Here is a 14,976-nt window from a genome sequence, read left to right on the forward strand (position 1 = left end):
TTATAGCCAGTAACCTTGTTCCCTATGGTGTATTAGCCTTATGGTGTCTTAAGTAGTCATAACTAATCAAATGACAATAATCGTTTATTAAAAGGAAACTAATGATGGAACCAAAGCTGGCCAATCTTCCAGAAACAAATACTCTAAATACCCAGCATGGCGAGCGTATTATCTTGCGCCTAACCTATATCAGTCGTTATAACACCGATAATGCGAATATCGAAGTAGCACGAATCCTTGAGCAAGCGCGACGGAACAATGAGCGCAATGGTATTAGTGGCGTATTGGTGATGAATGAGGATTATTTTCTCCAGAGTATTGAGGGTACAAGACCTGTTATTAATGAATTGTTGGCAAAGTTAATCAAGGACAATCGCCATTTTTCGTTTCAGATCGTTGATTGTCGTGAGGTTGAACAACAGCGCTGGGATAAATGGTCAATGAAGTACTTAACGCCGAGCGATGAAAATAAAGAATATATGCAGAAGTTCTCAGCAAGCCATGAATTTAATCCTTATCTCATGAGTACTTCTCAAATTATGAGTTTTATTGAGACACTAGCAAAACTTCAAGAACAACGCGCCTCTGAAGAGAAATAAATCTAATAAAATCTGCTCAAAATAAAATCAAGAGATTCGTAGCTATGGGATGACTGGGATAAATTTAACAGTAAAAAAGGGTTTTCTAAAACTACGTCCGTTGTACATTAATAACATTGCTATAACATATCGTTTGTAGACTAATGACGACTTACCCTCTAAGATTTTATTATCTTTTGCCAGCGGGAAGCCAGCATGTCTAACTTAACATTAACGATTAATAAGCAAGATTATGAGTTTGATACTCTTGACCCGCGAACGACATTACTTGATGTTTGTCGCCACCATTTACATATCACCGGACCCAAAAAAGGCTGCGATCATGGGCAATGCGGTGCGTGCACCATGCTTATTAATGGGCGACGAATCAATTCTTGTTTGACGTTGGCGGTCATGCACGATGGTGATGAGATTACCACCATTGAAGGTATTGGACTACCTGAATCGCTATCAGAGTTGCAACAAGCTTTTAAAGACCACGATGCCTTTCAGTGTGGCTATTGTACGCCTGGGCAAATTTGTTCAGCAACGGCATTGATAGAAGAGGTCAAGCAACAATGGCCAAGTCATGTCACTACTGATTTGCAAAATCCCAATGGGCTGCTAGTACAAGAAATTGCTGAGCGCATGAGTGGCAATATCTGTCGCTGTTCAGCCTATCCTAATATTATCAAAGCCATCTCACAGGTACTCGAAAACCAACTATCAGATTCTTCTTCAGTGATTAACGATACACGCAATAATGAGGCAGCTGCTCTAACTATTAGCGGTATTTGGTCACCACCGCCAAGCGAAACACAAATTGGCAATCAGTCCATAGTAAAGCCGACTGCCCATGCCGATGCTGCCAGTGCTAAAGGAGAACGTTCATGAAACGCTTTGAATATATCCGTGCTCTTGAACCGCAACAAGCCGTGATGTTTGCTACTCCTAAAGACGCTTCATTTATTGCTGGTGGCACCAATTTATTAGATTTAATGAAAATTGAGATTGAGACGCCTCAAAAATTGGTTGATATCACACGCCTTGAATTAGCAGCAGTCGAACCTACTACTGATGGAGGTTTGCGCATCGGTGCTTTAGTCACCAATAGTGACTTGGCCGCGCATCCCTTAGTCACTGCAGGCTATCCTGTATTAGCGCGGGCAATGTTAGCAGGGGCATCAGGGCAACTGCGTAATAAAGCAACCACAGGCGGAAATCTATTGCAGCGTACCCGTTGTTATTATTTTTATCAGCCAGATAGTCCATGCAATAAGCGCAATCCTGGTTCTGGTTGTCCCGCTATCAAGGGGGAAAATCGCCCACTTGCCATCTTAGGGACGAGTGACGATTGTATCGCCCAGCACCCATCAGATATGGCGGTAGCGACGCGCTTACTTGATGCCATTATTGAGACGCTTAAAGCAGATGGCACCACGCGCCAGATTCCGATTAAAGACTTTTATTGTTTGCCAAAAGATACGCCAAACATTGAAACCGTTTTAGAAACGGGAGAGCTGATTACTCATATTGTTCTCCCAGCGCCCATTAAAGGGATGCACACCTATGATAAAGTCCGCGATCGCGCCTCTTACGCCTTTGCCTTAGTGTCCTGCGCGGCAGTAATCAACGTCAACGCTCAAGGGAATTTAGAAACCGTACGTTTAGCATTTGGTGGTATTGGCACTCAGCCTTGGCGTAATGAAGCGGTTGAAGCCTTACTTACGGATACAGACGGCAACCTTGATGTTATTACGCAAGCGGCAGATTTATTATTAAAAGATGCTAAGGGTCGTGGTCAAAACGACTTTAAAATATCGCTGACGCGGCGCTTGTTAAAACAAGTCATTCAGCGCGCATTGACGGCTAAGGGAGCATAATCATGTCATTATTGGACTCAGTACTGCCATCAGAACCTACCAAAAAAATGACCATGGATCATCCAGTTGATTCTCTGTTTGATGAAACTGCCAGTCAATTGGTTGGTAAACCTATCAACCGTGTAGACGGTTCCTTGAAAGTCAGTGGACAAGCGCCTTATAGCGCAGAATTTTATATTGAAGGGCAGGTTTACGGCGTCTTAGTGGGTGCGACCATTGCTAAAGGCAAGGTAAAGCACATTGATAGCCGTGCAGTAGAAGCGCTTCCTGGTATTATTAAAGTGGTCACTGACCCCAAGCATTTTTTGCGTAACGCTCAGCAAGGCGGAAAGAAAAAAGCTCCTACTCAGGGCGCGGCCGAGATTTTTTATCATGGTCAGCCAATAGCTGCCGTGATTGCTGAAACTTTTGAAGCGGCTACTGAAGGCGCAAAAGCCCTCAAGGTGACTTATAAAGACGAGACAGAAGATGCCGTCATAGATTTTGAGGCAGCGTTAGAAAACGCCCATTCAGTCAATGAAGCGGAAGGCTCTGATAAAAATCACAAACAGGGGCATCCGGAGCAAGGACTTAAAGAGTCAGCGGTTTCGTTTGATCAGATTTATCATACGCCAAGCCAAAGTAATTCGCCCATGGAGCCACATGCCACATTGGCTTATTGGGAGGATGACAAGTTAATCATGTATACCTCCAACCAGATGTTGTCATCTTGCAAACAACAAGTGGCAGATGCCTTAAATTTGGATCCAGATAATGTACAACTGATAGCGCGTTATGTTGGCGGCGGCTTCGGCAGTAAACTTGGTATCGCCCCTGAATCGATTGCCGCAGCAATTTCTGCAAAAGAGCTCAAGCGTCCGGTATTGATTGTGATGACTCGTCCACAAGTCATGGAAACCACCATCAGACGCTCAGATACGCGTCAACGTATCGGCATTGGCTGCGATAAAAACAGTATTATTAATACCTTTATTCATAATACCGTCACTAGCAATTTACCCGGCGAGAGCTTCTTTGAGCCCACAGCGTTGTCTACGCATTATTTATACCGCGGCGAAAATCGTCAGGTCGACTATCAGATGGTTGATGTTAATAAAGTCCTATCAGGTTCTATGCGCGCGCCTGGCGAGGCCGTCGGATTAATTGCTGTTGAATGTGCGATGGACGAGTTGGCCATTCAGTTAGATATCGATCCGATAGAGCTGCGCCGCCGTAATGAGCCTAAGCAAGACCCCAGTAAAGAGATACCTTTTTCAACTCGGCAACTGATTGCCTGTATGGAAAAAGGGGCTGAGCAGTTTGGTTGGGAGAAGCGTAATACCGTGCCTGCCAGTCGCTTAGAAGGAGATTGGTGGATGGGTATTGGTATGGCCGCCGCTGCTCGTGGTAATCAGTTAAAACTCTCTCAAGCACGAGCAACCCTACAAGTTGATGACTCAAAAAAGCTTGGCGTCAAAGCTATTATTGAGACGGATATGACCGATATTGGTACGGGCTCTTATACCGTATTTACCCAAGTTGCTGCTGACCTTTTGGGTCTACCGGTCGACCATGTTGAGATGAAGCTTGGCGATACCAGTCTGCCGCCAGCCGTTGGTTCTGGCGGTAGTATGGGTGCAGCAAGCTCAGGAAGCAGTATCTATCTGGCTTGCCAGCAATTGCGCGAAATGTTGGCAGACAAAGTCGGCCTATATTCTGACACCATCCAATTGCATGATGGGCAGATTAGCAAAATAGGACAGCATGAATCGACAGTAACAGAGACTATCATTGAATCTGGTAAGGATGCCGCCACCGAGCTTGTAGAGAAGTTAGCAGAAAAGACGAGCGTGTCTCTCCCTGTATCTGTATTGGAGCTCTTACCAGAAACACAGAAAGCTAAACAAAGTAGCTATGATTTTAGTCATTCTAAAAGCTATTCACTAGCCGATATTGTTGCGCAATATGACGACCAAAAGCTCAGTGCTAAAGGCGAGATTAAACCGGGTAAAAATGAAAAAACCCATCGTCAATCTTCATTCGGCGCTAACTTTGCGGAAGTCGCTGTGCACCGAGTGACGGGTGAGATTCGAGTCAAGCGCATGACAGGTGTTTTCGCCGCTGGGCGTATTCTTAATCACAAAACCGCCACTTCACAGTGCTATGGCGGTATGGTGTTTGGGATAGGTTCGGCGTTGATGGAAGAAGTTATCCATGACAAGCATGACGGGCGCTTGTGTAATCATGACCTTTCTGAATACCACATTCCTGTCAATGCTGATGTACCGCAACTAGAAGTTATTTTGCTAGAAGAAGACGACCGTTATACCAATCCGATGCACATCAAAGGTATTGGTGAAACGGCAATTTCAGGCGCAGCGGCAGCGATTGCCAATGCTATCTATAACGCCGTTGGCATTCGTATTCGCGATTTCCCAATTACCTTAGATAAACTTATTGACCAACTGCCAGATTGATTGTTATCAAATACTGTCTTACTTTGTTTCGCTGAAAAACCCGATTAAATAACGGGTTTTTTTAACGTATTCTCTAAGGTTTTTTTAAGTCTATATTTTAAGTTGATAAGAGGCATTATGAATCAAATCGCTGATATCCTAGAGCTTGCCACACAAGCGATACAACAAAACATTGATGCCGTATTAGCCACTGTGGTGCGTACAGAAGGCTCGGCGTATCGGCAGCCGGGTGCGATGATGCTGATATGCGCTGATGGGCGGTCGGTTGGGATGATTAGTGGTGGCTGCCTTGAGCCGCATATTATCAAACGTGCCTTTTGGTTAACTCGTCATGGCGCGAGTGTGCAGGTCTACCAGACAGGCGATGACATTGGATATCATAAAAATAGCGATTCTGATTCGACTGTTGTAAAAGACGTTAGTGTTAAAGATGAGGATATGTCTGAAGATGATTTTTTAGAGGGCGAGATTAATTTTGGCTTAGGTTGTAATGGACGAGTGCATGTGTTGTTTGAGCGTTTAGCGACAGCAATACCTCTACTCGATTTAATTCGTCAGGTTCGTCACACTCAGCAACCGGTAACGATTGCCACTCTTATGAGGTCGGATAATAGCGAAAACGGAGCGCTCGACCTGCAAGTTGGTAGCCGTATTTATTTAGATACGTATTTAAAAACAGGCAGTCTGACGGATATATATTTGAACCACAACGTGGCAGGCGACGCGAATACTGTTATAGATAATGTGTTGTTAAAAGCGATTAGAAAATTATCAAAGCATCAGTTTCATAAAAAAGATGCTGAATATGTTGAGCTGTCAGACGATTTAGAGTTACAAGCTACAGCTAATCGTCAGTATGAGAGTGGGGCCGAATTAGTGTTAAAAGCAGGTCAAACGGAGTGGTTGTTGCAGCGGATTTGCCCACAAATACGATTACTGATTTGCGGGGCAGGCAATGATGTTATACCATTAGTGACAATGGCAAAGCTGCAAGACTGGCATGTCACCGTCATAGACAGTCGACCGCAATATGCGACGCGTCGGCGCTTTAGCCAAGCAGATAGCGTGCTATGTTTACCCTTGGATGATACCGACTCGTTACTTAAGCTCAGTGCTGGCGCCGCCGTTGCTGTGATGTCTCATAGTCTGACCCAAGACCGCGCTCGACTTGCCGTGCTACTAAAGCATTCTGCTCACTATCATTATATTGGGCAATTAGGGCCTCGCTATCGTACTGAACGCTTAATCAGAGAGATTGGTGAGACAAGCGTTAACCCGCATATTTTAGCGGATGGTATTGATAAATTGCATTATCCTATCGGCTATAAATTGGGCGGAGATGGACCAGAAGCATTGGCACTGAGTATCATGGCGCAAATGAGTGCGGTAATGCATAATCAATCCTCTCAAACCATGAGCCCTAGCAGCCAAGAACAGCATAGCAAAACTGATGTGCAAACACCGGCATAATCATAGTCATAAACATCGCTAAGGCAAGAGAGGAGATAGATGCTTATTACAAATAGTCGTAATTTTAGTCATAGTCATAGTCATAGTCATAGTCATAGTCATAGTCATGCCGTTATTCTCTTAGCAAGCGGACTGAGTCGACGCTTAGGTCAACCAAAGCAGTTATTAAATAAGAGTAATGAGTCGCTAATTTGCTATATGACCCGCCTTGCTATGCTGACTCAGCCTAGCCTTATAATGATCGTGGTTCCTCAAAACCAGTCAGCGATTTTAGATTCGATTGCTGATTTAACCCATCAGCTAAATAGTCTCCACTCATTGATTAAAATAGTAACGAATTCATCACCCGAAAAAGGGATAGGCGAAAGTTTATCCATTGGCATACAAGCCTTAGCTACGTTTGATGGTTTATCTGTCAATTCGGTACTAATCATGGGCATTGATCAAGTTTTATTGGACAGCGCACATTTGAGCAAGCTGTTGGCAGGTAAACACACTGTCGTTGCTAGTAGTTATAGCCGTTTAGATGACCATCATTCTAAGATTGCCAATGAACACGATATTATTGGTCTACCTATTGTCATTGATTACGAGCGTCTTAAAAACTGGCAATCGGCTTTGATAGGTGATAAAGGATTGCGGCATTTGATTAGAGCGCTGCCATCCAATCAAATCAGTACCGTTGATAATCATAAACTAAGATACGATATTGATACGCCCGCACAACTTGCCTATGCTAAGCAAAAACATTGGATTGATTAATAGGGTTAAATTCTGTCACTTGCCGCAATCGCGTTTGTGTAATAACCAGTAGCCAATGACTGGATTAGTAACCGATGTTCCCGCAGCATTTCTAACCAATTTAGAACAAAACAATCTACATTGAGATACGCAATATAAGATGGTACTGCCTTATGATTGAATGTAAATATACTTCAATAACAAGGATTAGAAATCATGTTAAACCAGCCTACTGATAACGATAACATCAAGAATGCTCTAGAGTCGCTTGAAAATACAACGGAAGCGCCTTCAAATAATGAAGTGACGGGTGTTGAGGTTTTAAAAGGCGATAAAGTAATGTATGAAGACGGTGATTTTGAAGATTACAATGCCGAAAAACAGATTGAATCTGATAAAGAGGGTAAATCTGCTAAAGAAGATCAAACTAGCAAAGAGGATAAATCTAACGAAAAAGATGAATCTAATGAAACTAATGAAAATGACGAATCTAATGAAAATGATAAGTCTGAAAAAAATGACAAGTATAGTGCGACGATAGCTAATATCTTCCAATGGGCGTCTAAGCTTAAGGATGAGTTTATCTCTGATAAAGACGGCAAATCTGATGCTAATGAAAAAGAGACTTCTGGTAAATCTGATAAAGATGATAAACACAGCGCAACGATAGATCATATATATCAATGGGCGTCTAAGCTCAAAGATGATTTTACCTCTGAAGCTTCTAACATGACGCATGAAGTTTCTGAAAAAGCCCTTGCTATGATGCTTAATAGGCTTGTAGACGGGGTAGAAGCTGAGCTAAAAGCCTTTGATAAGAAGGTAGAAAACTTTAAAGAGTCAGTGCCTAATGCAGCAGAGGAACGTAGTAAAATTTCCGATAAGAAAGACAAATACCAGAGTATGCTTGATCAACTACGAAACTAATTGGCACTCAAAAGAAAATTATAAGTTGCTGTAACATCAGCTTATAGACATAAAAAAGCCTTGTATGCTTTACGCTACAAGGTTTTTTGTATTCGATGGTGCGCTTACAGGGACTCGAACCCCGATCGATCGCTTAGGAGGCAATTGCTCTATCCTGTTGAGCTATAAGCGCGTAATGGAGTGCTATTGTAGAAAAAACCAATTACAAAAGCAATGAGTAATCATTAAGCAGCGGGCTTTATGCTCACTTGCCATTGCTAAGGGCGTCGGCGACATCTACTTTCAGCTCGCCTGTTGCTTGTTTGGCGCCTGAGCTCGGTTTGAATAAATCATCCATATCGTTCTTATAGCCGTCAATATTGTTATAATCATGCTGGCTTAAGATGTCTTGTCCGGTACTTGAAAGCAAAAAGTTTCTAAAATTAATAGCAGCAGGGTTTTGCGTCAATACAACGCCATCTACTGCTTGCGTATCTTGTAACGCATAGCTAAATGAGATAAGGCTGCGGGTATCGGTATTGTCACTTTTAGCTTGAGTTGCCACTTCAGTATCAGTCTCATTATTTTCATTAAGACCATCTTCCGCTGTTTCCTCTTGAACGCTATTATTTTTCCCTTTATTTTGATTGTGCTTATCTTGAGCCGCCTTTAATTGTTCTTGCAATAGAGATAGGCGCTCTTTTGACAGCTTGCTATTAGCAATAATTATATCGGTATTCACGACATAAGATGCGCGCTCATCGTCAGTGCGATGACTGTCGGCAAATTCGCTGTCAGATAGCGTTAGAAGGGCAGCGGAATTAACATAGTTTGTGACTATCTGCACATGCGGATAGCGTGATTGAAAGGTTGTGATAACAGCATCTAAAGGCACTTGTATCCTGTCTTCTGCTTGTATATGCAAGGTGCTTTTGGCAATGGCGTTTTCATCACCCGCTGTCGCCGTTGATGCATCATTATCATTTGCCATAATAGGCAGAGGATCCATGTTTTTACGATTGCTGGTCCATAACCAAGTAAAGATGGCGATAAAAATAATCAGCAGCAGTAAAATAAGCCCGGCTAATAGCAGCTTGTAGTCTCTCATAAGTTACCGCTCTTTTTCTGGTTAAAGTAATCAGTGATTTAAATGAATAACGAATGGTAGCAAATTTACTCGTGCTGATTTAACACCTCATCCGCCAAATCAGCCAGCATATCAGCAAAAATATCTGTCGCTTCTACAGCAGGAGCTGTTGTTTGTTGCTCGCTAATTTTTTGTTTAATGCTGCTATTTTTCTTGATACTGCTAGCGTTATTTAACGGCGCAGCTTGGTAGTTTGAAGGGGAAACCGTCTGCTTGTCAATCGCTTTTGCCACTGCTATTTTGGGCGCTACCGTTTGGTGCGCGGCTAAAGGCGATTCACCTGTCGCAAGCTTATCTTTGAGCCATTTAAAACCATTTGTCTCCCACCATGCCTCAAAGCGTGGTAACGTACTGCCGCGCACCGCCGCTGGCAAGTTTAAAGTACGCAGTTTTTGGGCGAGCACGGGGTCGCTAATGGCTTGATGAATGCTTAAATAAAGCGAGCTGCTATCATCGGTATAGGGCTGTCTGTTTTGCCATGACCTATCATCAATTTTCATGCGCGGCAGTGCCCACAGCTCACCGCGATAGTATACAACATATAAACGTCGTTTAGGATGGACAAAGATGGCATCAATGGGACGCAAAGGCATAGTATTATAGTATCTCGTCAATATAAAAAGATTAAATAGTTAAGTATCAACAACGGTAAACAGCGGTATAAGACAATCAATAAAAATAACAACATCTTGTTTTGCAGACAAATAGTCTTCTAGCAAATTAAGCGCCATAATAGCACGACACTGACTGTCGCGCGGTACTTCTGCCGCGATGAATAGACTGGTAAATAACCAGCATCAATGGCACACTAATATCCGCTTATTTTACAATTTCCTAGGCTTATTATTAATAAGTCGCTCGTCGTTAACCGTTGCTATTATTTTTATGCGGCTATCTATTAGATTACGCTCAGTATGCTAGCAGAAATACAGTCCAGTAACGACCTAGAAACATAGATTGGTGAGTACTGCTTGTCGCATTTCTTAACCGCCATCGATGTGCGCTGTCTACTGAGAAGCTACTATAAAGACGGCGCTATAATAGTCAGCCATACTTCTCCACGTTAATTTTTCTTAATGTTACTTTTTCTTAACGCCATTTTATTATTCACCTTATCAATTCAATCAGACTATTCTTTATGTTTAAAATCATTCAGTCCCATCGTACCGAGCTTTTGGTTGAGCAGTTGTTGGAGGCTTATAAGTCCAAAAACCAACCCATTTTTGAAGAGTTTGTGGTCATTGTGCCGTCAATGGTACTTGGTGATTGGCTAGATAAGTCTATTGCAAGTCAAGCGGGTATCAGCACCTTAGTGACGACGACGTTTTGGGGTCAGTATCAGTGGACATTGATGCAGGATGTGTTGAGCCGTCATAACACCTATATATTAGAGCAAGACCCTGAAGCGTCAACGTTGAATGTGCCTGAGGTGGCAGTGCTGTCACCAACGGTAATGCAGTGGCGCTTATTTGGCTATTTGACTTATTACCAAGAGGCAATTATAGGGGATGAAAAACACCCCGTTCATCCGTTGCTAGCGTCTTTGATTGATGAGCCGCAAGAGGAAGTTCAGCAGGACAGTGCACGACAAGATAATGCTCAACAAGACAATGTACGAGAGGATAAAGCGCAACAAGATGCACGTATTTGGCAGCTGGCAAGTGATTTGGCGAGGGTGTTTAACCGCTATTTAACCCATCGTGAGGACTGGTTAGACCTGTGGTCACATAATAAGCCGCTTAATGTGGATGCGCTGATAGCGGATAAGGATGCACTATCCCTGCGCTTTGATAAGTATGCGCGTGGCACGCCTGAGTGGTTGGTGGCGCACTATGTAGAGTTAGAGGTCGCGCAGCGTTTCTTGTGGTCGCATTTGTTTGCCGATGTGCATCAGCACCGTGTGGCACTTGAAGATACCTTTTGGTCAGCCTTAAAAGACAACAAGGCGAATGAGCGTGCTCAACTGCCCAAAGTACTGCGTATTTTTACCATTCAGCAATTGCCACAAACCGAGCTCGACTTTTTACAGCGCTTATCACAATACATAGATATCACACTGCTGCACTACAATCCATCTAAGCTGTTCTGGGCAGATATTGTTGATAAGTCGTGGCTACAGCGTCAGCAGATTATTAACCCTGAAAGCGTGTTTTTACGTGATTATGGTCACAGTCTGCTGTCGCGTTTGGGTAAACAGTCGCGTGATACCTTTGCCATGCTTGCTAATTTATCGGGTAATGAGCAATACCAAGACGCACTCGTCGAGTGGCAGGATATTTTTACTGAGGGCGATGATAACAATGATGACTTGCGCGACGAGTTCGGTATTGGCTTTGATGACAGCGCTCACTATGTGCAAGATAGCCCAAGTTTATTAAGGCGTTTGCAAAATGATGTGTTGATGCTGGATGAGCAGTCTACCCAGCAAGCAACCGCAGCAAAAGTCTCGCAAGCAGTCAGTAAACAATTAGAGACCGACTCTGATCAAGACGAGCAAGGTACACCATGGTATGACGATGAAGTATTGGAAAATAAACGCTTTGAGAAGGAGCGTTTTTGGGGAATGTCTGTGCAAGATAATAGCCTAAGCATTCATTCGTGTCATAGTTTGCAGCGTCAACTTGAAGTACTGCGTATCATGATTGGGCGCTGGCTCAATGAGCCATTAAAACTTGGTGAGAAAAAACGCCATATATCCGATATTGTCGTGTTGCTGCCCGATGTTGAGCGTCACCATGCGCTGATCAGCTCTATTTTTGTGAGCGGTAAAGGTCAAGACGGTTTGACCCTGCCAGCAAAGGTGACGGGTGTTGTCGATGCGGATATTCGTCAGCTATGGGAAGCCATTATTGGTTTTTATAAGCTATTAGGCAGCCATAGTGCTCGTTTTGAAGCGGCAGAGGTGCTTGATTGGTTAATGCTACCACCGCTGTATGAAAGTTTTGGCTTAACCCATGACCAGATGAGCCGTGGTTGTGATTTGCTGGTAGAGGCAGGCTTTATCCGCGGCTTTGATGAATGGCATCTTAAACAAACCTTAGATAGCAACGACTATGACTACCGATTTACCTTTGCTCAAGCGCTAGATAGATTAACTTTGGGTCTGGTGATGCCAGAGGCCAGTTTGAGCGACTGCTTATATCCTTTGGCACAGGAAGATTGGCCAAGCACTGCCTTGCCAGAGATGAGTTTGCCGCTACCGCAAGTGAGCCTAAACGATGCGATGATTGTTGAAGCGCTTTGTCGTATCTATGTGGGCTTGACCGCTCGCCGTGATGATCATACACAAAAACTAAAAGCAGAGGATTGGCTCGATCAGATTGAGACACAGGTCATTCACCGCTATTTTGGTGATGTCGATCAGACCCGTACGATGCGCGCCATCTATAACGCTATGAATGGCTTTAAATCAAGCCTGAGGGCCAATCGTCACTATAGACAGTACGCCAGTAGCGATAGTGTCAGTAATGCTAACAAAAAAGAAGTAGAACAAAGGCTGGCAGGCGTTGAGCAGTTGCCATTAAAGCTGAGCTTTATGCTGGACAGTATTGAAGCGGAGCTTGAGAGTCAGCAGGTCAGTGCCGAGCCGACTGGGGTGATTACCTTTGGTCGATTTGGTGCATTAAGGAACGTACCTTTTGATTTGGTGGTGATGCTCAATATGGATCTCTCTGAATTCCCTGGGCGTGATCTTGATAATCGCTATGATTTGATGAAAGCTACCAATTCCCGCCGCGGTGATAGAGTCAGTGAAGATGATGATAATGGTGCATTTTTAGATGCATTGCTGTGTGCGCGCAGTGCTTGCTGGATATTTTATAACGGTCAAAGTTTGACGGACACCCACGAGCACCTGCCAGCCAACCCAGTCAGTGAGCTATTGCAGTTTTTGCAAGGCGAGGTGCAGTGGCAGGTAAACTCGCTTGAAGCGTTAGACACATTACCTGAGAATGTTGACTCTACCACCGAGAGCCTCAAACGCTATTTACCTAAATTGATTAAACAGTGGCTGGTGACTGAGCATCCAGCTTTGCCTTTTCATGAGAGTTTGTTTGAAACCGATATTGAAGACGCAGATGTTTGTGAGCAAGCGTCTGACACTCCTAAGCTCAATTTGAATGAAAGCGCAGCTATCCACACTGAAAATAATATTCAAGACAACAGCCTTATTGATAATGCAGATGAGTTAGATGCTCTTTTAAATACAGCCATGCGCAAAACCAAGCTTGCGCAAAAACGTCAGTTTCCGCCTGCGCCGCTTTGGCAAGCGGTGTTTCATACCTTAAAGGGCAGAGCATTTAGTGAGCATGCAGAACTGGTTGGTTTGCCTACCAAAGCACAGTACGAATCAATCGCTCAGCTGCTTGGTCAATCTCTAGGTCAGTTAGGACAAGTAGACAATCAAACCTTAGCTACATTGGCTGAGATGCTGTCACTAGAAGCGACAGCTGTCTCCAGTGATTCTGGTGAGATTAATGACCTTACTAAAAAGGCACTTTCCGAAACTGTATTTAATATTGGAGAGATAGACGTTGAAGGGGTATTGGCCTATCAAGTGCGTCATCCTGCCAAGGCATTTTTGCGTACTCAAAAGGTACATGTGGTGCAGGGTGAGGAAGCGATGGCACATCAAGAGCCGCTATTTTTAGACAATCTGACGACCTATCAGATTAAAGAGTATTTGATTAATGAGCTGGCGAGCGATGCCGCCAATAACAATTCTGATAGCGCAGCTCAGCAAGACAGCCCAATATTGATGTATCAAAAAATCATGCCAGCAGGTGTGGCGCGCCAAACGACCTTGCCCAATCAACAACAAAAACTGCAGCAGCAATGTCAGGAATTTAAAGAGCAGCTAGTTGCTAATGGCTTGGACAATGGTTTGGATGATGCTCAGATATTGGAGGCAAGCGAGATAGGTGGTTTGCAGCTACTGACCCCAACCACCGAGCATCCCGTTCAGATAGAGCTAGCGGCTGTGCTAAATCATGCTGATAATGCGCCATTACTGAAGCTATTACCCCAATTCATTAAGATAAAAGGCTCAGTACCGATATTAGTACCAACATCAATACCAACATCAGTAGTAATAGATGCTAATAACCATCGCGCTAATCTACAGGCTGGCGTGTCCTATGCCGAGCAATCTCCCAAGCAGTGGTTAAACATACTGCCCAATTCTGCTAGCCCTAAGCATTTAATCAAGTTTTGGTTGTCGCATCTGTATTGGCAAGTTGCCAGGCGCACGACAGCGGAGCAGGTAGCACTAAATGATGGCGTGAGTATTTGGCGTTTTAATAAGCCAAGCTCACAAGTCAAAAAGTATGAAAAAGTAACCGCCTTTAAGCTAAACCCAATTCTGTATGAAGATGCCGTAGCTGAGCTAATAAAGTGGGCGATGTTTGGCAAGCTAGTCGGTCAAGTGCCGATTACCTTATTGCCAGAATATGCGCTCAGTTATCTTGATAAGTGCGCAAAAGCGGCAGAGAGTGAAGACGAGGTTGCCCGCTATTGGCCAAAACGCGCAGATTTCTCAGATTGGTTAAGACCTAGCTATCACGTAGACACGGTATACGATACCTGCTCGCAGCATGCCATTTGGCAATATGTACTGCGTGATCAAGACGCGTTTAAAGCCCTATCAGCAGCGTTAACGACGTTAGCACAGCTGCTGTATGAGCCAATGTTCACAGCGCTAGTTGGTCTAGATAGTTAGCAGGCTAGCTGGTTACTTAAAACTGTTTAAAACGGTTCGTTTTTTGCCCTTGGCTTAATTGATAATAAAAAGTGTACGC

At 43.8% G+C, this 14,976-nt stretch carries 10 protein-coding genes and 1 tRNA gene; 8 read left to right on the forward strand and 3 right to left on the reverse strand.

What is annotated here, in order from left to right; genetic code table 11:
- The first annotated feature begins 101 nt into the window (after positions 1-101).
- From PG901_RS01770 to PG901_RS01800, 7 genes are all read left to right on the forward strand, one after another.
- Positions 102-599 (forward strand): BLUF domain-containing protein, encoded by a 498-nt coding sequence (locus PG901_RS01770; RefSeq protein ID WP_271133268.1) that lies wholly within the window; start codon positions 102-104, stop codon positions 597-599.
- A 195-nt stretch (positions 600-794) separates the two neighbouring features.
- Positions 795-1,472 (forward strand): 2Fe-2S iron-sulfur cluster-binding protein, encoded by a 678-nt coding sequence (locus PG901_RS01775; protein ID WP_201618514.1) that lies wholly within the window; start codon positions 795-797, stop codon positions 1,470-1,472.
- Entirely contained in the window at positions 1,469-2,461 is a 993-nt protein-coding gene (locus PG901_RS01780) for an FAD binding domain-containing protein (RefSeq protein ID WP_201625578.1), read from the forward strand. The genes PG901_RS01775 and PG901_RS01780 overlap by 4 nt, the downstream gene beginning before the upstream one ends.
- Positions 2,462-2,463: 2 nt before the next feature.
- Positions 2,464-4,917 carry a xanthine dehydrogenase family protein molybdopterin-binding subunit gene (locus PG901_RS01785; RefSeq protein WP_271133269.1) on the forward strand — a complete coding sequence of 818 codons (2,454 nt, stop codon included), beginning with the start codon at positions 2,464-2,466 and terminating at the stop codon, positions 4,915-4,917.
- Positions 4,918-5,034: 117 nt separating this feature from the next.
- A complete protein-coding gene (locus tag PG901_RS01790; protein ID WP_271133270.1) occupies positions 5,035-6,387 on the forward strand; it encodes an XdhC family protein in 1,353 nt (450 codons plus the stop codon).
- A gap of 39 nt (positions 6,388-6,426) precedes the next feature.
- On the forward strand, positions 6,427-7,149 hold the full coding sequence (locus PG901_RS01795; protein WP_271133271.1) for a nucleotidyltransferase family protein: 723 nt from the start codon (positions 6,427-6,429) through the stop codon (positions 7,147-7,149).
- Positions 7,150-7,344: 195 nt separating this feature from the next.
- Positions 7,345-8,055: a hypothetical protein gene (locus PG901_RS01800; RefSeq protein ID WP_271133272.1), complete on the forward strand. Its 711-nt coding sequence runs from the start codon at positions 7,345-7,347 to the stop codon at positions 8,053-8,055.
- A gap of 96 nt (positions 8,056-8,151) precedes the next feature.
- Here the strand turns inward: PG901_RS01800 and PG901_RS01805 are convergent.
- The 3 genes from PG901_RS01805 to PG901_RS01815 form a co-directional block, all read right to left on the reverse strand.
- Positions 8,152-8,227 (reverse strand) — tRNA-Arg (locus PG901_RS01805).
- 72 nt (positions 8,228-8,299) lie between these two features.
- Complete coding sequence (locus tag PG901_RS01810; RefSeq protein WP_271133273.1) at positions 8,300-9,142, reverse strand: hypothetical protein; 843 nt, start codon at positions 9,140-9,142, stop codon at positions 8,300-8,302.
- Positions 9,143-9,207: 65 nt separating this feature from the next.
- Complete coding sequence (locus PG901_RS01815) at positions 9,208-9,774, reverse strand: hypothetical protein (protein ID WP_271133274.1); 567 nt, start codon at positions 9,772-9,774, stop codon at positions 9,208-9,210.
- Between the two features lie 545 nt (positions 9,775-10,319).
- On the opposite strand from PG901_RS01815, the gene PG901_RS01820 reads away from it, so the two are divergent.
- On the forward strand, positions 10,320-14,897 hold the full coding sequence (locus tag PG901_RS01820; protein ID WP_271133275.1) for an exodeoxyribonuclease V subunit gamma: 4,578 nt from the start codon (positions 10,320-10,322) through the stop codon (positions 14,895-14,897).
- Positions 14,898-14,976: the final 79 nt, after the last annotated feature.

Origin of the sequence: Psychrobacter sp. ANT_H3 (genome assembly GCF_027919975.1) — a bacterium.
In the GTDB taxonomy this organism is placed as follows: Bacteria; Pseudomonadota; Gammaproteobacteria; order Pseudomonadales; family Moraxellaceae; genus Psychrobacter; species Psychrobacter maritimus.